Raw genomic sequence first — 23,217 nt, forward strand, 5'->3', positions numbered from 1 at the left:
CGCTGTGACGGTTAGGATGGCTGGCATGCCTGAGCTTGCCGCCCATGTCCGCGACGTGCCCGTCAACCAGATCCGCGAGATCACCGAGGCCGCGTGGCGCACTCCCGGCGCCATTGTGCTGAGCATCGGGGAGCCCGGGTTCCCGCTCCCCCGCCATGTCCTGGACGCAGGCATCGCCTGCCTGGACCGCGACGAAACCAACTACACGCCCAACGCGGGGATTCCCGCCCTTCGTGAAGCGTTCGCTGCCAGATTCCGCGAAGAACAGGGAGTGGACGTCGGCGCTGACCGCGTCTATGTAGTGTCCGGTGCGCAGCAGGGCCTGCACTTCGCCATGAGCCTGCTGCTCTCCCCCGGAGACGAGATCCTTATCCCCAACCCGGGCTACCCCACCTTCGCCATGACCAGCCGGCTGCTCAATGCCGTCCCCGTAGGCTATCCGCTGCACCCCGAACACGGCTTCCAGCCCCGGGTTGCCGATGTGGAGGCGCTGATCACCAGCCGCACCCGTGTGCTGGTCCTCAATTCCCCCTCCAACCCGCTCGGCGCCGTGCTGGGTGAGGAAGTGATCCGGGAACTGATGGAACTGGCCCGCCGGCACGACATTTGGGTGGTCTCGGACGAGTGCTACGAGGCGTTCACCTACGACGTGCCCCACGTCAGCCCGGCAAGGTTCGACGGCGGCAGCGCGGCGGATGCGCGCGTGTTCACTTCGCTGACACTGTCCAAGACCTACGGCCTGACCGGGCTGCGCATCGGCGCCCTGGTCTGCCCGCCGGGGCTCGAACAGAAGATGGACAACGTCATGGAATCGATCGTCTCCTGCGTGGCGTCTGCACCGCAGTATGCGGCGCTGGCGGCCCTGACGGGGCCGCAGGACTACGTCCGGCATGCGCACCGGCACTACAGGGAGAACCGGGACGCCGCTTCTGCGGTGCTGGCAGCGAAGGGGATCCCGTACCTTCCGGCGCAGGGCGCGTTCTACCTCTGGGCTGATATGTCCCATGTAAGTGGCGGGGATGTGCGGGCCTGGGTCCGGCGTTTCCTCGCAGACTCCGGTGTGGCGCTGGCTCCGGGGACCGCTTTCGGCTCCATTGGCGAGGGGTGGGTCCGGATCGCGCTCTGCGGCCGGAAACAGGATCTGCTGGAGGGGCTGTCCCGGCTTCCGGACGCCCGGCCGTAGACCGCGGGGCCGGTGCCGGGCTTCGAGCGCCGCGTGTTTAACTAGCTGCGGGCTCCGGCAATGGCCTTGTCCAGCCAGGAACGGAGGACCCCCGCGGGTGCGGCGCCGGCCTGGCGCGCTGCGACCTTTCCGCCAACGAGCACCATCAAGGTGGGAATTGCCTGCACATCGAACCGCTGCGACAGGACCGGCGACGTGTCCACGTCCACCTTCACCAGCTTGATCTTCCCGGGCCGTTCCCGGGCCAGCTTGTCCAGGACCGGGCTGACCATCCGGCAGGGTCCGCACCAGGCGGCCCAGAAATCGACCAGCACCGGAACCGGGGATTGCTCCGCCACGGCCGCGAAGTCGCTGTCGCCTGCCGATACGATCCAGGGCAGGTCTGCCTTGCAGTTGCCGCAGCGTGGGTGGCCCGTAGCCTGGGCCGGAACCCGGTTGGTTTTGCCGCAGGCGGGGCAGCTCAAAAGTGTGGGCTCCATGGCTAATATTCCTTCCTGCTGTCAAAGGCGCGCCACGCCTGGAAGGGGAGGTCCGACGTCGGGATGTCACCCTTGGTGACCGGCATCAGCTCCGGCGCCGCGCCGCTGAAGTAGTCGTAGAAGAGTGCGTCATCGAAGCCTGCCGCCGCGGCCCCGTGCCGGTCTGCGGCGTAGTAGACGCGGCCGATCCTGGCCCACAAGGCGGACGCCAGGCACATGGGGCACGGCTCGCAGCTTGCGTAGAGGACAGAACCGGTCAGGTCGAAATCGGATGCAGCGGCGGCCGCCGCCCGGATGGCCACCACTTCCGCGTGGGCGGTCGGGTCGTTGTCCCTGGTCACCCTGTTGACCCCGGTGTGGACACGTCCGTCCGGCGTCACCACCACCGCACCGAATGGCCCGCCGCCCTCCGCGACGTTGCGCGTGGCCAACTCCACGGCCTGTTCGAGGTACTGAGCCTGCCCAGGATGCTGGGTAGACCCAGGGTGCTGGGCAGATTCGGGGTGCTGCAAGCCCCTGTTGCCGTGGTCTGCGGACGTCATAGCACGATCCTAGCCACAGGTGCCCTGTTGGGGGACGAAAAGGGGGCAAGGAAGGGGGGATGCCCCCAACGACTACCCGCTGGTAGGGGCCTACGCTTGCGCCCGGGGGACCATTTCGCCTCTGCGGAGGCTTCATATTCAGCCCGCAAGGGCATCTCGCACCCCGGAGTACCCAATGAAACGACAACTTACCTTTATCGCCTGCGTGGCCGCCGCCACGATGGTGCAAGCCGCACCGGCTTTCGGATCCAGCCACAACCCCGACTATGAAGAGATGGCGACCGGCCTCGTTTCGCCCCTCCATCTCGCGGTGGGCAGCGGTGAAACTGTCCGCGTCAGCCAGGATTTCGCCGGGATCCTCACCCGAGTGGAGCACGACGGCGAAAGGGAGGATATCCATACCGCGGAGCAGGGCTGGGAAGTTGCCGGGGTGGACATCCACGATGGCATTACGTATTTCCTTGAAAGTACCGGAGCAGGGCAAGGTGACCCCGCCGCTCTCCAGGGCTACCTCAAGTCCATTGACTCCAAGGGTGATGTGGACACCATCGCCAACTTCGCGGACTACGAACGGAAGCACAACCCCGACGGGGACCAGCACTACGGTTTTGAGCCCGATGTCAGCGACAAGTGCCTGACGGGTTGGCCGGCCTTCCCGCCCGCCCGGTACACAGGAACGGTGGATTCCCACCCCTACGCCCTGGCAATCAAGGGCAATACTGCCTATGTGGCGGATGCCGGCATGAACGCGATCCTCAAGGTGAATCTCACATCGGGCGCCATTTCGACGCTGGCCGTCCTGCCGCCAAGGCCAGCCAAGGTCCCGGCCGGCCTTCAGATTCCCGTTGACATGCAGGGCAATACTATGGCGGTTCCTGAATGTGTTGTTGGCCAGAAGTATGCCTTCGAACCCGTTCCCACCGATGTCGAAATCGGGCCGGACGGCTGGCTGTACGTCACCTCACTGCCTGGTGGCCCGGAAGGACCGGAAATGGGTCCGCGCGGTGCAGTCTTCAAGGTGAATCCGTGGAACGGTGACACGACTGTTTGGGCGGACCATATCCTGAGCCCCACCGGGCTGGCTGTGGCAGACAACGGGGAAATCTACGTGGCGTCGCTGTTTGGCGGAGAAATTCTGAAGTTCACCTGCGATGCCGAGCGGTCACGTTTCCTTTCCGTGAACCAGCCCGCCGACGTTGAGTACAGGGACGGGGATGTCTTCGCCACGGTGGATGCACTGATGGGGCTCTCAGACCCGTCAGCACCGGACGCTTCCGCTCCCAAGCCTGCAGGCCGGGTCATCGAAGTCGACCGCTGACAAGTGGCCGCACATACGCAGCAGGACCCGGAGATGCCTCCGGGTCCTGTTGCTGTGTTGCTGGCTAAGTCGGCTGCCTACTTGTTGCCGTCTTCGTCGAGGTCCTCATCGTCGCTGAGGTCCAGGTCCTCTTCGTCGAAGTCGTCCTCGTCGATGTCCACGTCAGCCACCGCGTCGGACTTGTACGGGTCCGCGTCGCCAGCGTGCCGGGCGTTGGCGGCAAGCGCAGCAACCTCGGCGTCCCGCTTCTTGGCTTCGCGCAGCAGTTCTTCCAGGTTGGAGGCGTTGACCGGAATCTGGTCAGCCACGAACTCAAGGGTGGGAGTCAGCCGGACGGTGATGTTCCGGCCAACTTCCTGCCGGAGCACACCCTTGGCCTTTTCAAGGCCCTTGGCAGCATCAGCCTGGACAGCCTGGTCGCCAAAGACGGTGTAATAAACGGTGGCGTGCTGCAGATCATTGGTCACGCGGGCATCAGTAACAGTAATGCCCTCCAGCCGGGGATCCTTGACCTTCCGGCCCAGAGCCTCAGCAACAACAACCTTAATCCGCTGCGCCAACTTGGCAGCACGTGCCGGATCAGCCATGAACAACTCCTATAAGAAGAAAAAATTTGGGACGTACGACGACGGCGCAGCAGGGGCTGCGTTTCGCATCGTACAAAGGTTGCCACGCACCCAAGCGAGCCGATGACGCACCCGTTGGATTATTCCGGCGGCCCGGGAGTGGCATCGGGCCTGCCGAAGCTGGGCGGCCGACGTCGTAAGACGTTGGCCGCCCAGCGAAGGGGCGGGGCCGCCGGAAAAATCCAACGGCCCCGGCCACGGACTAACAAGAGTTAGACGCGCGGCTTCTCGCGCATCTCGAAGGTCTCGATGATGTCACCTTCGGTGATGTCGTTGTACGACCCAAGACCGATACCACATTCGAAGTCGGTGCGGACCTCGGTGGCGTCGTCCTTGAAGCGCTTGAGCGTCTCAACGGTGAGGTTGTCACCGATGATCTTGCCGTCGCGGCTGATCCGCGCCTTGGTGTTACGGCGGATGATGCCGGAGCGGACGATCGAGCCGGCGATGTTTCCGAACTTGGAGGAGCGGAAGACTTCGCGGACCTCGGCGGTGCCGAGCTGGACTTCTTCGTATTCCGGCTTGAGCATGCCCTTGAGCGCTGCTTCGATGTCATCGATTGCTGCGTAGATGACGGAGTAGAAGCGCATGTCCACGCCTTCGCGGTCTGCCAGTTCGGCAACCCGCTCGGCGGGCTTGACGTTGAAGCCGATGATGACGGCGGAGTCGACCGTTGCCAGGTTGACGTCGTTCTGGGTGATGGCACCCACACCGCGGTGGATGACGCGCAGCTGCACGCCTTCGCCGACGTCGATCTTGAGCAGCGCGTCTTCAAGGGCTTCGACGGCACCGGACACGTCACCCTTGAGGATGAGGTTGAGGGTGTCGATCTTGCCTTCGGCGACGGCCTGGTCGAAGTCTTCCAGGCTGATGCGCTTGCGGCGCTTGGCCAGGGCGGCGTTGCGGTCGGCGGCTTCGCGCTTCTCGGCGATCTGGCGGGCGGTGCGCTCGTCAGCGGTCACGAAGAAGGTGTCGCCGGCGCGCGGCACGTTGGACAGACCCAGCACCTGGACGGGGCGGGACGGGCCGGCCTCGGTCAGGGCGCTGCCGTCGTCGTCGAACATCGCACGGACACGGCCGTGGGCCGTGCCTGCCACGATGGTGTCGCCGACGCGCAGGGTACCGGACTGCACCAGGACGGTAGCAACGGCACCGCGGCCCTTGTCCAGGTTGGCTTCGATCGCGATACCGCGGGCGTCCTTGTTCGGGTTGGCGCGCATGTCCAGGGCGGCGTCCGCGGTGAGCAGGACGGCCTCGAGCAGCTCGTCGATGTTGAGGTTCTGCCGTGCAGAGACCTCAACGAACATGGTGTCGCCACCGTATTCCTCGGGAACCAGGCCGTATTCGGTCAGCTGGCCACGGACCTTGTCCGGGTTGGCGCCTTCCTTGTCGATCTTGTTCACTGCCACGACGATCGGCACGTTGGCCGCCTGGGCGTGGTTGAGGGCTTCAACGGTCTGCGGCATTACGCCGTCGTCCGCTGCGACCACCAGGATGGCGATGTCGGTGACCTTCGCACCACGGGCACGCATGGCGGTGAACGCCTCGTGGCCGGGGGTATCGATGAAGGTGATCTTGCGGTCGTCGCCTTCGTGGTTGTGCGTGACCTGGTAGGCACCGATGTGCTGGGTGATGCCGCCGTGTTCGCCGGCCATGACGTCGGACTTGCGGATGGCATCGAGCAGGCGGGTCTTACCGTGGTCGACGTGGCCCATGACGGTGACAACCGGAGGACGTGCCTCGAGTTGCTCGTCGCCTTCGGCTTCCAGTTCGGCATCGAAGTCGATGTCGAACCCGGAGAGCAGCTCGCGCTCCTCGTCTTCCGGCGACACTACCTGGAGCTTGTAGCCCAGCTCCTCGCCCAGCAGGGCGAAGGTCTCCTCGTCCAGCGACTGCGTTGCCGTGGCCATTTCACCGAGGTGGAACAGCACGGTCACCAGCGCGGCGGGGTTTGCCTCGATCTTGTCGGCGAAGTCCGTGATGGACGAGCCGCGGCGGAGCCGGATGACGGTGTTGCCGTCGCCGCGGGGTACGCTCACGCCACCCAGCGACGGGGCGCTCATCTGCTCAAGTTCCTGGCGCTTGGCGCGCTTGGACTTGCGCTGCTTGCCACGGCCTGCGCCGCCCTTGCCGAAGGCACCCTGGGTGCCGCCGCGGCCGCGGCCGCCCTTGCCGAAGCCACCGCCGGCGGGAGCTCCGCCGCCGGCACCGGGACCACCGGTTCCGGGTGCGCCGCCGGGGCGTCCGGGGCCGCGGCCGCCGCCACCGGGACGTCCTGCACCTGCGGGTGCGGGACGCTCAGTGCGGTTGGGCATCATGCCGGGAGTAGGACGGGGACCTCCGGGGCGGGGTGCGCCCGGACGGGGTCCGCCTGCGCCGGCTGCGGGGCGGGGTCCGCCTGCACCGGCTGCGGGACGCGGTCCGCCCGGACGGGGTCCACCGGCACCGGCTGCGGGACGGGGACCACCGGGGCGGTCGCCGTCGTTGCGGCTGCCACCGGGACGGGGCATGCCCTGCGAGGTGGCGAAGGGGTTGTTGCCCGGACGCGGGGCGCGTTCACCGTCTCCGCCGCGGCCGCGGGGCATGCCCTGCGAAGTGGCGAAGGGGTTGTTGCCCGGGCGGGGACCGCCGGGACGGGGGCCGGACCCACCCGAGGTGGATCCACCGGGACGGGTGGACGGAGCCGGGGTGTCGGCCTTGGGTGCCGGGCGTGCACCGGGCTTGGCGCCGGTGGACGGAGCACCCGAGGTGGGCGCAGCCGAGGACGGAGCCGCGGGGGCGGCAGGCGCGGCGGCCTGCGCGGCCGGTGCTTCTGCCTGTGCGGGTGCGGCGGGGGCAGCGGGAGCCGGTGCCTGTGCCTTGGGGGCCGGAGCCTTGGGTGCAGCAGGGCCGGGTGCGGGTGCTGAAGGACGTGATTCTGCTGCGGGAGCAGGTGCCTTGGGCGCAGCGGCGGGCGCTGCGGCCGGTGCCGCTGACTTGGCAGCGGCGTCGGGGAACGCGTTGCGCAGTTTACGCACAACGGGGGCCTCAATGGTGGAAGAGGCGGAGCGAACAAATTCGCCCAGTTCCTGCAGTTTTGTCACTGCATCTTTGGAAGTAATACCGAGCTCTTTGGCGAGCTCATGTACGCGGACCTTGGCCACATTTCTCCTGTCTCGGTCCGCACCGAGCCAGGCACGAACCGTCTACTTCTTACTGCGGACCCCAGCCGCGAATACAGCGGAAGGGCCCATTGCAGAGCGCAACAAAGTTGTCATCGTTACGCACTCATCGCTGGGAACTCATCGGGTTTCCATCAGATTTCTGACCCGCTTTCAGGTTGGACGGTTGGTGTTGCAGCCACCGGGGCGGCGTCAACGTTCGGGCCTCGCGTGATCCAGTGTTCGACGGCGGCTGTTTCGGTTGCGCCCGGAAGGGCACGTCCGAATGCTCGCCGCTTGACCGCCAGAGCCAGGCACGATTCGCTGGGGTGCAGCCATGCACCCCGGCCAGACATCCGGCGTCGTTCATCCACCAGGACAGCGGTTGACCCGCTGCCTTCGGCGACGAGCCGGAGCAACTGTGACCGCGGGCCCTTCTTCCGGCATCCGATGCAGGTACGTTCAGGCTGACTTCCGGTGGAAAGCACTTCTGCCACGGTCATCGTCCTGACGTTCATTCTGCTGGCCGCAGGTTTACCGCCTCCGCAGTTACGGAAACGAGCACGCCCAAGGCACACGGCTACCGGCCGTTAGGCGCGGTCTTGTCTATTCTAGCCCCTTTGGGCCGTTCTGCCCGAAACCGGGTGACTGCCGCGTTGCGCCAGCCACCCTTCCCGGGACTCTACTTGTCGCGGGCCGCCGCGGCGTCGGAGACGATGTCGATCCGCCAGCCGGTCAGCTTCGCCGCCAGCCGGGCGTTCTGGCCCTCCTTGCCGATGGCCAGGGACAGCTGGTAGTCAGGGACCACCACCCGGGCCGAACGCGTGGCCTCGTCCGTGATGGTGACCGAATTCACGCGCGACGGCGACAGGGCACTGGCAATGAAGGTTGCCGGGTTCTCGCTGAAGTCGACGATGTCGATCTTTTCGTCGTTCAACTCGGTCATGACCGCGCGGACACGTGAACCCATCTCACCGATGCAGGCACCCTTGGCGTTGATCCCCGGAGTGTTCGCCTTGACGGCAATCTTGGTGCGGTGGCCGGCTTCGCGGGCCAGGGCAACAATTTCCACGGAGTGGTCGGCGATCTCGGGAACTTCCAGTTCGAAGAGCTTGCGGACCAGGCCGGGGTGGGACCGGGAAAGCGTGACGGACGGACCCTTGGTGCCGCGGTGCACGTCGATGACCAGGGCACGCAGCCGGTTCCCGTGGACGTACTTCTCACCGGGAACCTGCTCGGGCGGCGGCAGGAGGGCCTCGAGCGACCCGAGGTTGACCTGGATCATGTGCGGGTTGTTGCCCTGCTGGATGGTGCCGGAGACCAGCTCGCCCTCGCGGCCCTTAAATTCGCCCAGGACGTTATCGTCCTCAACATCGCGCAGGCGCTGCAGGATGATCTGGCGTGCGGTGCTGGCGGCGATCCGGCCGAACCCTTCCGGGGTGTGCTCGAATTCACCGATGGGGGCGCCGTCGTCGTCAATCTCCACGGCCCAAATGGTGACGTGGCCGCTCTTGCGGTCCAGCTCGGCGCGCGCTTTCTCGAAGGCGCCGGGTGACTTGTGGTAGGCCACCAGGAGCGCCTGCTCGATGGTGGGGATCAGGAGGTCCAGCGGGATTTCACGCTCACGCTCCAAAAGTCTCAGTGCGCTCATGTCAATATCCATCAGGCCTCCTCAGAAGGTCCATTGTGTTCAGGTTCCAGACCGTCCTCGGGGAGGTGGCTGAATTCGATCTCGACTTTTCCGTTGCGGATCCTGTCGAAAGGAAGTTTTACGGGTTCGCCCTGCCGGGGCTTCATGCCCTTCTTGACGGCGACCTCGGGGACCAGGGTCACTCCCCCGTCGTCCACGGACTGGATGCGTCCGGTGATGTTCTCGCCCTGGATGACGTTCACCTTGGCCATCCGGCCCCGGGCGCGGTACCAGTGCCGGGGTTCCGTCAGGGGGCGTCCGACGCCGGGTGAGGACACTTCGAGGTCGTAGGGACGGCCGTCGTCGTTGGGATCGTTGTCCAGCACGTCCGAGAGCACCTTGGAGATGTCTGCGATGACGTCCAGGCTGACCCCGCCGCTTTCCTCCTGCGGCAGGTCCACCACGACGTGGACCACGCGGTGCGAGCCGGGAATAATGGCCACGTCCTCCAGGTACAGGCGGTTGGCCTGGACGGCGGGTTCCAGGAGGGCCCGCAGCCGGGCAGCTTCGGGGTTGTGGGCCGGCGCGGATCCGCTTCCCGTACCGGTATGGTCTGGTGAAGCCGTGGCTTCTGCATTGCTCACGATGCCGGCCGCCTCCCTATAGATGATGTGGTGTTTACTAGCGTAGCTATTTTACCGGCCCAGCGGTGCACCCGGGTGCCCCTTCGCCGTGACACCATGGTCTGTTGTGAAAGACCGCCGCCAGGACAGCAGCCCGCGCATGCGCCCGTTCCGTTTTGCCGTCTTTGGCCTCGTCGTGCTGGTTGTCCTGAGCCTCGGTTTCGCCCTGAATCCCGCGGAAAAGCCGGCACCTGCCCCGCCTTCGTTCTCCGAGCGCGCCCGGGCGGCGGCGTTCAGCGAGACGATGGACCTCCGCGCTGCCGGGATGGAGCTCGCCTCCGCCGGCGCGGCGGAATCCACCGCGGTGGAACCGGTTGTGACCTTGCTGACCATCCAGGCCAGGGCATTGTCCGGCCCCGCTTCGGACGCCGGCCCTGCGTCGGCGTCACCATCGCCAACCGGACGGCATCCCGGTGCAGGTCTTCCGGGTGCTGGCCTTCAAACCCCCGCCGCGCTGGTCCAGGCGCTGGCCAACAGTGGCACCGCCCGCGTCAAGGACGCGGAGACGGCCGACGGCGGCATGGCGCGCCTCCTCGCAGGCACCGGCACCGCACAGCTCCTCGCGTCCGGACGACTTGCCGCCGCAACGGGGGTACCTGCACCGCAGGGACTCGCAGGAACCCAGGGAAAAGCTTCCGCGGTTGAAGCAACTGCCCCTTGCCCGTCGCCTTCGGATCCGGCTGCCGCCCCGAAGACCACCGGGCCGGACGCTGCCGCAAGTGTGGGGCAGGCACTGGCCGCTGCCGTGACCGCGGAGCAACAGGCCGCCTACGGCTACCAGGCGGCACTCCCCCGCCTGGCGCCCGCGGAGGTGGGCCCGGCGTCGGAATTCCTGCTCCGCCACAAGGAACAGGCCGCAGCCGCGGAGGAACGCCTCCGGTCCGCCTGTGGTACGCCCCTGCCGCAGCAGCCGGGGTATGTCCTTGACGCCGGCTTCCTGGCGGCACCGGGGGCCGGTTTGGGCAAGCTCGAGGCGGCCACCCTGGCGGCCTACGGGGACGTCGTGGCGGTGTCCGTGGGCCAGGACAGGTTGTGGGCGCTGTCAGCGCTGCAGTCTGCTGCGGGCCGGGCCCTGCGATGGGGAGCAGATCCGGGCCCCGTTCCCGGGCTGCGCCTGGATATTGACCAACTGCCGGCCCTTCCTGCCGGCGCTGCCCGGCCTCCTCGATCCGACGCACCGCAGTCACCTGCCGCGCCCTGAACCCTGGTGATCGCCGGCCCTCCCCCGAACCCCGGCCGGCGAGGAAGGCCACCTCGAGGCTGGCACTGGGCAGGCGGGGATGGTTTGCTGAAGGGATGAACGCGGACGAACCGGCCGACGCTCCGGAAGCCAGTGCCGGCAGCAGGAAACTGAACAGCCATCTTGAAACCGAACCACATGGCAACGACATCGCGCACCGGCTGAACTGGCTCCGTGCCGGCGTCCTGGGCGCCAATGACGGCATCGTCTCCGTCGCCGCGATTGTGGTGGGCGTGGCCGGTGCCACTGCCGAAACCGGCCCTATCCTGGCGGCGGGTGCAGCCGGGCTCGTGGGCGGCGCGGTGTCCATGGCCTTGGGCGAATACGTATCGGTCAGCAGCCAAAGCGACAGCCAGCGGGCCCTGATCGAGAAGGAGCGGCGCGAACTCGAGGAAGAACCGGAAGAGGAACTGGCAGAACTCACGGCGATCTACCAGGCCAAGGGCCTCAGCCCAGAAACAGCCGCCAAGGTTGCCCGGGAGCTGACGGACCACGATGTGCTGGCCGCGCACCTGTCCGCCGAACTTAATATCGATGAGGCGGACATCGTCAGCCCCTGGCACGCGGCTTTTGCCTCCGCCATCGCTTTCACCATCGGCGCCATCCTGCCCATGCTGGCCATCCTGCTTCCGCCGGCGGGGATCCGTGTTCCGCTGACCTTCGCTTCAGTCCTGGTGGCCCTGGCCCTGACGGGTGCCCTCGGTGCGTGGATCGGCGGCGGTTCGAAAGCCCGGGCGGCCGTGCGCGTGGTGGTTGGCGGTGCCCTGGCGCTCGCGGCAACGTTCCTGATCGGCAACCTGCTGGGCGCCTCCGGCGTTGTCTGACCCGATGCTTCCTGACTCGACAGTTCCGGACCCTGCGGCGCCTTGCCCCGGTATGAGTGGCTCCGGCATCAGTGGCTCCGGCATCAGTGGCTCCGCGAGGGCTCGTCCTGTGGCGGCCGTCCCCATCCCACCGGACCTTTCGGCCCGCTACGCCCATAGCAGTGAAGGAAGGGCGTGGCTTGCCCGCCTCCCGGGCCTGCTGCAGGAGCGCCTGGAGCAGTGGCACCTCGAGGTGGACCTGGTGCCCGGGACCATGCCGTGGAACGGCCACGGCGGCCTGGTGGTGCCGGTGCGGCGGCAGGACGGTTTGGCGGCAGCCCTCAAAATCGCCTTTCCCCACGACGAGGCCAAGGTGGAGCTGCATGCCCTGGCCCTTTGGGATGGCCGCGGTGCTGTTGTGCTGCTGGCCTCGGATGCCGGGTCCTGTGCCATGCTCCTGGAACGCCTCGACGCCGGCCGGACCCTGGCGGACCTGGAAATGGACGACGCCGTGCAGGTGTGGGGCGGTTTGGTGCGGCAGCTGAGTCTCATCCCGGACCAGCGGCCCGAGTGGCGGGAATTCGGCCACATCGCGGCCCGGGCGGAACAGTGGAGCGATGATCTTCCGGCCGACTGGGAACACTTGGGCCGACCGTTTCCCAGGTGGCTTCTGGAGGCGGCCCTGGAGGTCTGCCAGACGCGGGGTGCGGTGGGACGCCGGTCCGCACGGGACGTGCTGGTCCACGCGGACCTGCATTTCCTGAACATCCTGGCCCGCCCCGGCAGGGCTGGCTTGGATGGTATGCGTGCGCCGGCTGCTTACGCTGCCATCGACCCACAGCCGATGATCGGCGAGGCCGAGTTCGCAGTTGCGCCGCTGCTCTGGAACCGCCTTGGGGAGCTGCCGGCGGTAAAGGCCGCTCCGGCACTGCTCAGGCGCTGCCACGACTTCAGCACAGCCGCCGGGCTGGACCCTGACGTGGCCCGGCAATGGGGCATCGCCAGGGAGGTGGAGAACGCGCTGTGGTTTGCCGGCCATGGCCACCCCGGCGACCTGGCGAGGTCCCTCTGGGTTGCCAGCACCCTCGCCGGCGACACCTTGGAAGTTCTGCCGCACCCCCATGCGCTGCCGGAACCCGGCCAGGGTTGATTGTCCAAGGTGGATGGTCCGGGCCGAACAGCGACAGGTCCCGAAGACCCTTAGGCGTTCCGCACGGCGGCGAGGGCTGACCGGACAGCGTCCACCGCCGTGGCCACCTCCCCGCCGGAGGTCTGCCAGTTGCTCACTGAAACCCGGAGGATATCGCGGTCCCGCCAACGCGACCCGGACATCCACACCTTTCCCTCGTCGATGACCCGGGCAGTGACCGCGCGGGTGGTGTCGTCGTCGCCGAAAGCCAGGCACACCTGGGTGTAGCCGACGTCGTTAAGCACCTCCACGCCGTCCAGGCCCGCCATGCCCTCGGCAATTGCGGTGGCGGCGGCGGCAAGTCCACCCACCTGCGCTGCCACCCCATCCCGGCCCAGGCTTTTCAAGGCGGCCCAGACCGGCACTCCCCGCGCCCGGCGTGACAGTTCCGGGACCTTCTCGAAGGGGTCACCCGGACCTTCAGCGTCGTGGACGAGGTAGCTCGCGTGCAGGCCCATCGCCGCACGCAGGGCCGACGGGTCCCGGACGATGGCAATGCCGCAGTCGTAGGGCACATTCAGGGTTTTGTGCGCATCCGTGCCCCAGGAGTCCGCTTCCCCGCAGCCGTCCATTAGGTGCCGCAGTTCCGGCGCGGCGGCCGCCCACAGCCCGAAGGCGCCGTCAACGTGCACCCAGGCACCATGTTTGCGCGCGACGGCGATGGCCTCGGTGAAGGGGTCGAAGGCACCGGAGTGCAGGTTCCCCGCCTGGAGGCATACCAGGGCGGGGCCGGTGCCGGCGGAAAGGGCAGCGTCCAGCGCGGCGGGCACCAGGCGGCCCTGCCCGTCGGCGTCGACCTGCGTCGGCTGTCCCAGGCCCAGGTAGCGCAGGCCAAGATCAACGGTGTCGTGCCGTTCCCGGCCCACGAAACAGCGGATCCGGGGCGCGCCGAAGAGGCCGTCCCGGTCCAGGTCCCACCCTGCGTCGGCAAGCAGGCGCCAGCGGGCGGCGGCCATGCCGGTGAAATTTGCCATGGTGGCGCCGGTGACGAAACCCACGTCGGCAGTGGACGGCAGGCCCAACAACTCCAGCACCCATTGCCCCGCGGCTTCCTCGATGGCAGCGGTAGCCGGGGTGGCATACCGGAGACCGGCATTCTGGTCCCAGGCGCTGACCAGCCAGTCCGACGCCATGGCCGCCGGGAGGGTCCCGCCAATGACCCAGCCGAAGAACCGGCCGGAGGGCATGGCCATGAGTCCGGGTTCGGCAGCGCCGGCCAGGAAGTCGATCACCTCATGGGCAGGCATGCCCGCGGCCGGCAGCGGCCCGCCGAAAACGGGAGCGAGCTCGGTGGCATGCAGGCTGGGTCCCACATGGCGGTCCGGAAGACTGTCCAGCCAGGCCTGCGCGTGGGCTGCTGCGGCCGCCAGTGCGGCGGCATACCCGTCTTCGCCGTGTGCCATACCTGCATGCTACGCCGGGCCGGCGCCAGCCACGAGGAGCATTTCCGGGCGGATCAGGCGAAGTTTTCCTGCCAGATGTCGTAGCCGAGCTTGACGATCAGGGCTGCAACGACCACCAGGAAAACAATCCGGACGAACTTGCTCCCCTGTTGCACGGCCGTGCGGGCGCCAAGGTAGCCGCCTGCCATGTTGGCTGCCCCCAGGAGCAGGCCGATGCCCCACAGGATGGACCCGTGCGGCAGGAAGAACAGCAGGGCCCCGGCGTTGGTGGCCATGTTCACGATCTTTGCCTTGGCGCTGGCCTCCAGGAACGCGTAACCCATGGCGGACACCAGGGCAATGACCAGGAAGGATCCTGTCCCCGGGCCGATGAGGCCGTCGTAGAAGCCGATCACGGCCCCGATGAGGCAGGCGACGACGTAATGCCTGTGGCCTTCATGGCGGAGCGCCGTCAGCTCACCAACGCTGGGCCTCAGCGCGGTGAAAAGCGCGACGGCGACGAGCGCCACCACGATGATGGGCTTGAAAACCCCGGCCGGCAAGGTGGCGGCCAGGCTGGCCCCGCCGAAACTTCCCGCCAGGGCTATCAACGCCATGGGCACGGCAGTGCGGAGGTCCGGCCCCACCCGCCGGTAGTAGGTGGCGGCACTGGTCGCGGTCCCGAAAATGGAACCCATCTTGTTGGTGGCCAGCGCCTGGACGGGTGCGATGCCCGGAACCAGGAGCAGCGCTGGAAGCTGGATAAGTCCGCCGCCGCCCACCACCGCGTCAACCCACCCGGCTGCGAATCCAGCCACCACGATCAGGATGATGGTGGTGAGCTGGATCGATTCGAAGCCCGATATCACTGGTTTCGGACGGCGTTGACCACGTAGTCCACGGCCTTATCGACCTCGATATTCTCGGCTTCACCGCTGCGGCGGTCCTTGATCTCCACCACACCGTCCACCAGGCCGCGTCCTACGGCCAGGATGGTGGGTACGCCCACCAGTTCCGCGTCGCCGAACTTTACGCCCGGCGAGACCTTGGGGCGGTCGTCGTAGATGACGGACAGGCCGGCGTCCTCAAGTTCCGCCGAGAGCTTCTCCGCGGCCTGGAAAATCTCATCACCGCGGCCTACGGCCACCACGTGCACGTCGGCCGGGGCCACCGTGCGGGGCCAGACCAGGCCGCGGTCATCATGGTTGGCCTCTGCCAGGGCGGCCACGGCGCGGGTCACGCCGACGCCGTAGGAGCCCATGGTGACCACCACCTGCTTGCCGTTCTGGTCCAGCACTTTGAGGTCCAGGGCCTCTGCGTACTTGCGGCCGAGCTGGAAGATGTGGCCCATCTCTATGCCGCGGGCGGTTTCCAGGGGACCTGACCCGTCCGGGGAGGGGTCGCCGGCGCGCACTTCGGTGCATTCGATGACGCCGTCCCACGCGAAGTCGCGGCCGGCCACCAGGCCGAAGACGTGCTTGCCGGCCTCGTTGGCGCCGGTGATCCATGCTGTTCCGCTGACCACGCGCGGGTCCACGAGGTACAGCAGCTTGGTGGCGCTGTCGGAGCCCAGGAGTGGCTGGTCGAGGGAAAGCCCGGGGCCCAGGTAGCCCTTGACGATAAGCGGCTGCTTCTTCAGGTCCTCCTCGCCGGCCTGCTCGAGTCCAATCTCGCCCGCGATGGGCAGGAAGGCACCAATGTTTGCCTCCACCCGCTTAAGGTCCACTGCACGGTCCCCGGGAACGCCGATGACTACCAGCTGCCGCTCACCGGTGGGCAGTGTGACGGCGAGGACCACGTTCTTGAGCGTGTCCTCGGCAGTCCAGGCGCCGCCGTCGGCCTCTGCCCGCGGGGCGATCTGGTTCGCGGCGGCAACCAGCGTCTCGATGGTGGGAGTGTCCGGGGTGTCCAGGACCTCTGCGGCCGGTGCATTGCTGAAGTCGATCTCGTCGGGGACCACCGTGGTGACGGCCTCGACGTTGGCTGCATAACCGCCCGCGGAGCGGACAAAGGTGTCCTCGCCGATCTCGGTGGGGAACAGGAATTCCTCGCTCCTGGACCCGCCCATGGCCCCCGCGGTGGCTGCAACAGGAACAACCTCAAGGCCCAGGCGTTCAAAGATCTTCAGGTAGGCGCCGCGGTGGGCTGCGTAGCTGGCATCCAGGCCTGCGTCGTCGACGTCGAAGGAGTAGGAATCCTTCATGATGAATTCGCGGCCGCGGAGCAGCCCTGCCCGCGGGCGTGCCTCGTCACGGTACTTGTTCTGGATCTGGTACAGGCTCAGCGGAAGGTCCTTGTACGACGAGTACAGGTCCTTGACCAGGAGCGTGAACATCTCCTCATGCGTGGGTGCCAGCAGGTAGTCGGCACCCTTGCGGTCCTGGAGCCGGAACAGGCCTTCACCGTACTCGGTCCAGCGGTTGGTGGCCTCGTAGGGCTCACGGGGCAGCAGGGCCGGGAAGTGGACTTCCTGCGCACCGATGGCAGCCATTTCCTCCCGGATGATTTCCTCGACCTTGCGCAGCACGCTCAGCCCCAGTGGAAGCCAGGTGTAGATGCCCGGGGCCGCGCGGCGGATGTAGCCGGCGCGGACCAGGAGCTTGTGGCTGGCAACCTCGGCATCGACGGGATCTTCGCGCAGCGTGCGCAGGAACAGCTGGGACAGTCGTAGGACCACGGGTGGTATCCGTTTCTGGGGAAGTGCTGGGTCAGCAGGGCCGGACAATTCGTCTGGGTACTAATCTACCGGCACACGGCCTGCGACATGGACTGGCGTCACGGGCAGCCGCCGCGGACCTTCTTCAGGCCGGACACAGTAGGGCCACGCCCGGGAATACAAAGCCCCTGGCCCCCCAATAGGGCTGGTCATCGTATCCGGGCGTGGCCCGACGCCGTTATCGCCTAAGTACTGGTGAGGACTGGTGAGACCGCCCACCCCACTTCCAGCGCAGCTAAATCGAACTTATGTGATCGTGAACACGTTTGACAAGTGTTTTTACTTTAAGACCCACCCACCGGATGGTTATTGGACCTGCGCGGCAGCGGAGTCCAGCAGCGCACCTGCCCGCCGGACGGCGTCGGCCCCGCTGTCACCGCCGGCTGCCACCGAGGTAATCAGCATGCCGTGGTGGACCACCTGCGCCCTGACTATGGACTGCGTGCTGCCGTCCGGCAACGCGGTATCGGTGCGGTAGGCGATGGCGCCGGGCAGCCCGCTGGCCCCCTCCACCGGCGTGATGGTGACTGCCACGGTGATGCCGGAGGCCGTCATGGTCATGGAGGAGCACTTCGCCAACTGCCCCGACGGGTCGGAAACCTGGGCAAGGGCGGTCTGGTCCAGTCCCGCCACCAGCGATAATGCCGCCATCGCGCCGGTAGCGGCGTCAGTGCTCATGCCGATCGCCATGGTTGCATCCTCCACCGAGGGCACCGTGCTTGCGGCAGCGAGTTCCTGGCATTCCGCCGGTTCGACGTTGATGGAGGAGATCATGGCCTTGGTTTCCTCCAGCGCCGCGGCGATGTCACCGCTGGGCAGGACGGAAAGCCTGCGGTCGGCATCGTCACGCACCTGTCCCACGATGGCAGCGAGTTCGCCACTGGTGTACGCCTTGGCCGTGGGAGTGGGGGTGGGCGTTGCTGTTGGAGCGGGGGCTGCCGTCGAAGTCTGGGCCGTGGCAGGCGGGGCAGCCGAAGATTCCGCAGCGGGAGGCGCTCCCGTCCCGCCGCAGGCAGAAACCGTTATGGCCAGCAGGGCCAAAGCCCCGAAAGTTCCCAGCACGGACGTCTTCAATTTTTCCCCCAATATTCAGCTGGCCGCGGCCTCTGCCCGGCTAGAAAAGAACTGTAGCGAACGTCCCCACCTGGCGGAAGCCAACACGTTCGTAGGTGGATCTGGCCCGGGTGTTGAAGCCGTTCACGTAGAGGCTGGTCACCGGGGCGATCTGCCGGGCCTTTTCCACCACAGCGGACATGTAGCCGGCGCTCAGCCCTTGGCCGCGGAAGATCGGGTTCATCCAGACACCCTGGACCTGGGTGACGTCGTCGGTGACTGCGCCGAGCTCAGCTTTGAACACCACTTCGCCGGCGTTGTTGAGGTGGACCAGGGAGTGCCCCTGCCTGATGAGGCCCTCCACCCGGCGGCTGTAGAACTCCCTGCCGCCCAGGTAGGGCGAATACCCCACTTCTTCCTCGAACATGGCGGCGCAGGCGGGAAGGATGCGGTCGAAGTCGGCGAGGTTCCCTGGCTCCAGGCCCCGGTTGGGCTGGACCAGGGGCGGTCCGTCAATGATCATTAGTGGCTGGTCAGCCCGGACCTCGTGCGCACGGTGCCCCAACTCCGCAAGTTCGGCGTTAAGTGCCAGCACAGCTGCGGCGGGGCCAAAGGCGGATGCATACCGGCGGCCGGAACTGTTTGCGGCCTCCGCCACCAGGGGGGCCAGGGCGGGGTCGAGCTGGACCGGAACCAGGTTGGCTCCGGCCCAGCAGGCACCTGTCAGGATGCCGTCGTCAAAAACTCCGATGACACCCGCACCACCACTGGTGAGCGCTGCGGTCCCCGTGGCACGCAGGTGGGCCAGGATGAAGACGTTGGCTACCGGGTCCTGCCGGGCCAGCAATAACAGCGCGGGGGTATCCTGGGCGTCCAGTGTGCGGACAGAAAGCCCCGCCGGGTCTGGAGCGTCCCTACGAGACGCTAACCACGGGGCTACCCTTGACAGCATCTTCGCCATCGGCCTCCCCCATCTCTTCCGCGATACGCATAGCCTCTTCGATCAGTGTCTCAACAATTGCGCTCTCGGGAACAGTCTTGATGACCTCGCCCTTAACGAAGATCTGGCCCTTGCCGTTGCCTGATGCGACACCGAGGTCGGCCTCGCGGGCCTCGCCGGGTCCATTGACAACACAGCCCATAACCGCCACGCGGAGAGGGATCTCCATCCCTTCGAGCCCGGCGGTGACCTGCTCAGCCAGAGTGTACACGTCAACCTGGGCACGGCCGCAGGAAGGGCAGGACACGATTTCCAGCTTCCGGGGCCGCAGGTTCAGCGACTGGAGGATCTGGTTGCCTACCTTGATCTCCTCCACCGGCGGCGCGGAGAGGGACACCCGGATGGTGTCGCCGATCCCGCGGGACAGGAGCGCACCGAAGGCGGTGGCGGACTTGATGGTGCCCTGGAACGCAGGCCCTGCCTCGGTGACGCCGAGGTGCAGCGGCCAGTCACCCTTTTCCGCGAGCATCTCGTAGGCCGCCACCATGATCACGGGGTCGTTGTGCTTCACCGAGATCTTGAAGTCGTGGAAGCCGTGCTCCTCGAAAAGCGAAGCTTCCCAGACGGCGGATTCAACCAGCGCTTCGGGCGTGGCCTTGCCGTACTTCTTGAGGATGCCCGGTTCAAGGGAGCCGGCGTTGACGCCGATGCGGATGGAGGTGCCGTGGTCCTTTGCGGCGGCGGCGATCTCCTTTACCTGGTCATCGAATTTGCGGATGTTTCCAGGGTTTACGCGCACGGCAGCGCAGCCGGCTTCGATGGCCGCGAAGACATACTTGGGCTGGAAGTGGATGTCCGCGATGACCGGGATCTGGGACTTCCGGGCGATGATGGGCAGCGCCTCCGCATCGTCAGCAGAGGGGCAGGCGACGCGGACAATGTCGCAGCCGGACGCCGTGAGTTCGGCGATTTGCTGCAGCGTGGCATTGATGTCCGTGGTGGGCGTGGTGGTCATGGACTGCACGCTGATGGGGAAATCAGACCCGACGCCAACCGAGCCGACTTTGATCTGGCGCGTCTTGCGGCGGGGGGCAAGGACGGGCGGTGGTGCTGACGGCATTCCCAGGCTGACCGAGGTCACGTGGACTCCTTGAGTTGAAAGGGTGAAAAGGCGGCTACGCGGCAATCCCGGCCAGCATGCCGGTTACCGGAGACCATTCGGTGATGCGGGTTCCGGCAATCACGCCGGCTGCGGCGAACGGGTCCTGCTTGAGGATCGAGTTGAGAGCGGCTTCATCCGATGCAGCGAAGATCAACAGGGCACCCGCACCGTCGCCGTAGGGTCCGCTGGCCACGATGACGCCGTCCTGCGCCAGGCTGCCCGTCCACTCCCGGTGTGCGGGGCGGACCTCATTGCGGGTTTCGGTGGAGTTGGCGGCATAAACGTACTCAACGGCAAAAACTGTCATACCGCTACCCTATCGCCATGGCTGGCTTGGTACCGTACCCATGCTCCATGCAGGAAAAGCGCCGGCGCAAGGACGGAGCTTCAGCGCAGGAAGAGGACTTTCACCGCGGCAGCGGTTCCGGCAGCCCAGAGCATGGAGGTGAGGGTCCCGATGATGAAGCGCTCAGCGGCCACGGGCGTCTCCTTCAGCTCGGCGAACCTGCCCAGGCCCTTGATGGCGACAATGTAGGCAATAGCCACAGGCTGGCCGGTCAGGATGGCGAGGCACACCCCCAGCCGCTCCAGCACCCCGATGATGGCCCCACCGCGCAGGATGCGCTGGCTGGGCAGGGCGGGTCCGGCCCCCGGCCCGTCCGACGCCGGTACGGCGGGAGGGGCGCTCAGCTCACCGTCCACGGCCTGGCCGGCTGCGCCCCCGGAAGGATCGTCCACGGTGACGTCAGCTGAGGGGTCAAGTTCTGTCCGGCGGGCCTCCTCCGCAGCCTTGGCAGCGTCCGCTTTGTCATCGATGGTCCGGGCCAGCTTGAACACCAGCGCGGTGACGGGCCAGCCGGCGAAGCCTGCCACCACCAGCGCCACTGCCACCCAAAGTGCGGTCACCTGTCTCCTTCATTGGGGTCGTCGTCAATCCGGCCATCCTGCTCCTTCAGGGGGCTGGACCTTTTCATGCCCGGCCATCCTTGAGCGCCCGGCCATCCTTGACTGCCTGCGCAACCTGGGTGTCGGCAAAACCAAGAAGCATGGAAGCGGCCGGCCTGGCTGCCCATTCTTCCTGCCAGGCGGCCCGAAGCACGGTGCGGCTCACCGACTGCTCCGAGATTCCAAGTTCACGGGCCACCTGCTTCTGGCTTCCGTGCCGGCCCGCCCCCTGCCCGCCTGTACCCAGGCGGCGCAGGGCATCGACAACCCGCCACTGGGCTTCCGTCCGGTCCTGGACAAGCCGGCCGAGCAACCGAAGAACCGCCTCCGCATTGGCGCACGCCTGCACCCCTTCCCCCGCAGGTCCGCCCGCAGGGATTCCCCCGCGGGTTTCCCCTGCCATGATGCCGGCCACCACTGACAGCGGCACCTGGGAGCCGGCGCCTTTGGCTATTTCCACCGCCTTGCGGGCGGCAACAAAAGCAGTTCCGGTCCCTTCGCGCGGGCTGGCACCGGGTGGCAGGGACACGCTTCCGACGCCGATTCCCACGTACCAGCGGCCTTCGCGGAGGGCGTGCAGGGCGATCTCCACCACCGTGGAAGGGTCCCGCACCACCCCCTGCACTTCGTCGCCGACTGACCGGTCGAATACCGGGTGTCCGGATTGGGGAAGTTCGAGGCGCGAAACCTGCCCGAGCAACGCCGGAACCCGGTCCTGGTCGCCAGTGCTCCCGCGCTGGTCGATGGTCATGACGAACATTCATCAACCATAGGCGGTTGAGAGCAGATGATCAATCATATTTGGCTGATTTTCCGGAGTCAGCCGATATGGAATCCTTAGCCGAACAGATTGACCGGCTTGACGATGTCCGCGTAGATCAGCAGCACGCTCATGCCCATCAACAGCGCTGCAACCACGTACGTGACGGGAAGCAGCTTTGCGATGTCGAAGGCGCCGGGATCCGGCCGGCCGCGTAGCTTTGCCACCCCGCGCCGAATTCCCTCGTAGAGGGCTCCGGCCACATGTCCGCCATCAAGGGGCAGAAGCGGGACAAGGTTGAACACTGCCAGCGCAAAGTTCAGTCCCGCCATCAGGCCAATGAGCGTAGCCACCCGGGACTGCAGCGGTACGGCTTCCATGGCCGCCACCTCGCCGGCAACCCTGCCCACGCCCACCACACTGATGGGGCCGTTGGGGTCCCGGGGCTCTTCGCTGAACGCAGCCTTGGCCACTCCCACCACACGTGCCGGGAGGTTGAAGATAACGCCGGCCACCTGGCGGATGTTCTCCCCCGCCATGGGCAGGACGGACGACGCCGGCTGGGGAACCAACGCCGTTTGCGCACCGATGCCCAGGAATCCGACGTCCTGGTACTGGAGGTTGCCGGCAGCGTCGGTGGCCTGCCGCCCATCCGTTCCCATCACGGGCCGGGCCGACAGCACCGGGGTCACGGTGGTGGACACGGGATTGCCGTCCCGCTGCACTGTGATGGCCACTTCCCTGCCGGCGGAGGCGCGGATCCACTCCGTCAGCTGCTCCCAGCTGGTGACGGGTTTGCCATCGAAGGAGGTGATGGCGTCGTTTGGCTTCAACCCGGCGGCGGCAGCGGGCGTCAGCCGGCAGTCCGCAGAGTCGGGATCAACCGTTTGGCCGGCGGCCACCTGGCATTTGGACACGTCAGAAATGGTGGTGGTGGCTGTGGCAATACCGAAACCCATCAGCAGCACGGCGGTGAGCAGCACGCCAAGGATCATGTTCATGGCCGGGCCGCCCAGCATCACAATCACCTTCTTCCACACCGGCAGGCGGTAGAAGACCCGGTTTTCGTCGCCCGGCCCCACTTCCTCGTGGGCCACGGAACGGGCCTCGGTGGCAAGCGTCTGGAACATGCCGGTGCTGGAGGGGCGGACGGAACCGTCCTCCTTGTTGGGCGGGTACATGCCGATCATGGACACGTAGCCGCCCAGCGGCACGGCCTTCACGCCGTACTCGGTTTCACCCTTCCGGCGTGACCACAGCGTGGGCCCGAAGCCGATCATGTACTTGGTGACGCGGACTTTGAAGAGCTTGGCCGGGACCAGGTGCCCCACCTCATGGAGCGCGATGGACACGGCGATGCCGACGGCGACAAAGACGACGCCGAGGATGAAAAGTAGGACAGGGGTCATGGAGGTGGTGCTGCTTC

22 protein-coding genes are annotated in these 23,217 nt (G+C 66.8%); 5 read left to right on the plus strand and 17 right to left on the minus strand.

Annotation, left to right across the window (positions count from 1 at the left end; all coding sequences use genetic code 11):
• The first annotated feature begins 25 nt into the window (after window positions 1-25).
• The gene (locus ACR65K_RS07310) at window positions 26-1,183 is read left to right on the plus strand and encodes a pyridoxal phosphate-dependent aminotransferase (RefSeq protein ID WP_440152005.1); all 1,158 of its coding nucleotides are present in this window, start codon (window positions 26-28) and stop codon (window positions 1,181-1,183) included.
• A 41-nt stretch (window positions 1,184-1,224) separates the two neighbouring features.
• On the opposite strand, the gene trxA is transcribed toward ACR65K_RS07310, so the two are convergent.
• Window positions 1,225-1,662 carry a thioredoxin gene (gene trxA, locus ACR65K_RS07315; protein WP_440152007.1) on the minus strand — a complete coding sequence of 146 codons (438 nt, stop codon included), beginning with the start codon at window positions 1,660-1,662 and terminating at the stop codon, window positions 1,225-1,227.
• 2 nt (window positions 1,663-1,664) lie between these two features.
• A complete protein-coding gene (locus tag ACR65K_RS07320) occupies window positions 1,665-2,204 on the minus strand; it encodes a nucleoside deaminase (protein WP_440152008.1) in 540 nt (179 codons plus the stop codon).
• A gap of 175 nt (window positions 2,205-2,379) precedes the next feature.
• Between ACR65K_RS07320 and ACR65K_RS07325 the strand changes: the two genes are divergently transcribed.
• A complete protein-coding gene (locus ACR65K_RS07325; protein WP_440152009.1) occupies window positions 2,380-3,522 on the plus strand; it encodes a ScyD/ScyE family protein in 1,143 nt (380 codons plus the stop codon).
• Between the two features lie 77 nt (window positions 3,523-3,599).
• On the opposite strand, the gene rbfA is transcribed toward ACR65K_RS07325, so the two are convergent.
• The 5 genes from rbfA to rimP all read right to left on the minus strand — a co-directional run bounded on the left by rbfA (window position 3,600) and on the right by rimP (window position 9,562).
• Entirely contained in the window at window positions 3,600-4,109 is a 510-nt protein-coding gene (gene rbfA, locus ACR65K_RS07330) for a 30S ribosome-binding factor RbfA (RefSeq protein WP_056338417.1), read from the minus strand.
• Window positions 4,110-4,360: 251 nt separating this feature from the next.
• Window positions 4,361-7,291: a translation initiation factor IF-2 gene (gene infB, locus ACR65K_RS07335; protein WP_056338420.1), complete on the minus strand. Its 2,931-nt coding sequence runs from the start codon at window positions 7,289-7,291 to the stop codon at window positions 4,361-4,363.
• 152 nt (window positions 7,292-7,443) lie between these two features.
• Window positions 7,444-7,806 (minus strand): YlxR family protein, encoded by a 363-nt coding sequence (locus ACR65K_RS07340; RefSeq protein ID WP_307091012.1) that lies wholly within the window; start codon window positions 7,804-7,806, stop codon window positions 7,444-7,446.
• A gap of 164 nt (window positions 7,807-7,970) precedes the next feature.
• A complete protein-coding gene (gene nusA, locus ACR65K_RS07345; protein ID WP_056338426.1) occupies window positions 7,971-8,951 on the minus strand; it encodes a transcription termination factor NusA in 981 nt (326 codons plus the stop codon).
• A complete protein-coding gene (gene rimP / locus ACR65K_RS07350; RefSeq protein ID WP_142030811.1) occupies window positions 8,951-9,562 on the minus strand; it encodes a ribosome maturation factor RimP in 612 nt (203 codons plus the stop codon). The genes nusA and rimP overlap by 1 nt, the downstream gene beginning before the upstream one ends.
• 106 nt (window positions 9,563-9,668) lie before the next feature.
• On the opposite strand from rimP, the gene ACR65K_RS07355 reads away from it, so the two are divergent.
• From ACR65K_RS07355 to ACR65K_RS07365, 3 genes are all read left to right on the plus strand, one after another.
• A complete protein-coding gene (locus ACR65K_RS07355) occupies window positions 9,669-10,802 on the plus strand; it encodes a DUF4439 domain-containing protein (protein ID WP_440152010.1) in 1,134 nt (377 codons plus the stop codon).
• A 95-nt stretch (window positions 10,803-10,897) separates the two neighbouring features.
• Complete coding sequence (locus ACR65K_RS07360; RefSeq protein ID WP_440152011.1) at window positions 10,898-11,665, plus strand: VIT1/CCC1 transporter family protein; 768 nt, start codon at window positions 10,898-10,900, stop codon at window positions 11,663-11,665.
• A 52-nt stretch (window positions 11,666-11,717) separates the two neighbouring features.
• Entirely contained in the window at window positions 11,718-12,794 is a 1,077-nt protein-coding gene (locus ACR65K_RS07365) for an aminoglycoside phosphotransferase family protein (RefSeq protein WP_440152013.1), read from the plus strand.
• Between the two features lie 50 nt (window positions 12,795-12,844).
• Here the strand turns inward: ACR65K_RS07365 and ACR65K_RS07370 are convergent, their stop codons facing one another.
• From ACR65K_RS07370 to ACR65K_RS07415, 10 genes are all read right to left on the minus strand, one after another.
• On the minus strand, window positions 12,845-14,236 hold the full coding sequence (locus ACR65K_RS07370) for a pyridoxal phosphate-dependent decarboxylase family protein (RefSeq protein ID WP_440152014.1): 1,392 nt from the start codon (window positions 14,234-14,236) through the stop codon (window positions 12,845-12,847).
• 53 nt (window positions 14,237-14,289) lie between these two features.
• A complete protein-coding gene (locus ACR65K_RS07375) occupies window positions 14,290-15,084 on the minus strand; it encodes a sulfite exporter TauE/SafE family protein (protein ID WP_440152015.1) in 795 nt (264 codons plus the stop codon).
• Window positions 15,081-16,892, minus strand: a complete 1,812-nt coding sequence (locus ACR65K_RS07380; RefSeq protein ID WP_440152016.1) for a proline--tRNA ligase — start codon at window positions 16,890-16,892, stop codon at window positions 15,081-15,083. Before ACR65K_RS07380 ends, ACR65K_RS07375 begins: the two co-directional genes overlap by 4 nt.
• Before the next feature lie 345 nt (window positions 16,893-17,237).
• Entirely contained in the window at window positions 17,238-17,993 is a 756-nt protein-coding gene (locus ACR65K_RS07385) for a hypothetical protein (protein ID WP_440152017.1), read from the minus strand.
• Window positions 17,994-18,045: 52 nt separating this feature from the next.
• Window positions 18,046-18,936, minus strand: a complete 891-nt coding sequence (locus ACR65K_RS07390) for a GNAT family N-acetyltransferase (protein ID WP_440152312.1) — start codon at window positions 18,934-18,936, stop codon at window positions 18,046-18,048.
• Window positions 18,899-20,065 (minus strand): flavodoxin-dependent (E)-4-hydroxy-3-methylbut-2-enyl-diphosphate synthase, encoded by a 1,167-nt coding sequence (gene ispG / locus ACR65K_RS07395; RefSeq protein ID WP_018771945.1) that lies wholly within the window; start codon window positions 20,063-20,065, stop codon window positions 18,899-18,901. The genes ACR65K_RS07390 and ispG overlap by 38 nt, the downstream gene beginning before the upstream one ends.
• A gap of 34 nt (window positions 20,066-20,099) precedes the next feature.
• The gene (locus tag ACR65K_RS07400) at window positions 20,100-20,393 is read right to left on the minus strand and encodes a YciI family protein (protein WP_440152019.1); all 294 of its coding nucleotides are present in this window, start codon (window positions 20,391-20,393) and stop codon (window positions 20,100-20,102) included.
• Between the two features lie 80 nt (window positions 20,394-20,473).
• On the minus strand, window positions 20,474-20,992 hold the full coding sequence (locus ACR65K_RS07405) for a hypothetical protein (RefSeq protein ID WP_440152020.1): 519 nt from the start codon (window positions 20,990-20,992) through the stop codon (window positions 20,474-20,476).
• Window positions 20,993-21,056: 64 nt separating this feature from the next.
• Window positions 21,057-21,791 (minus strand): MarR family transcriptional regulator, encoded by a 735-nt coding sequence (locus ACR65K_RS07410; RefSeq protein ID WP_440152022.1) that lies wholly within the window; start codon window positions 21,789-21,791, stop codon window positions 21,057-21,059.
• Window positions 21,792-21,868: 77 nt separating this feature from the next.
• On the minus strand, window positions 21,869-23,200 hold the full coding sequence (locus tag ACR65K_RS07415; RefSeq protein WP_056338469.1) for a M50 family metallopeptidase: 1,332 nt from the start codon (window positions 23,198-23,200) through the stop codon (window positions 21,869-21,871).
• Window positions 23,201-23,217: the final 17 nt, after the last annotated feature.

The sequence above is a fragment of the Arthrobacter sp. SAFR-179 genome (genome assembly GCF_059414945.1).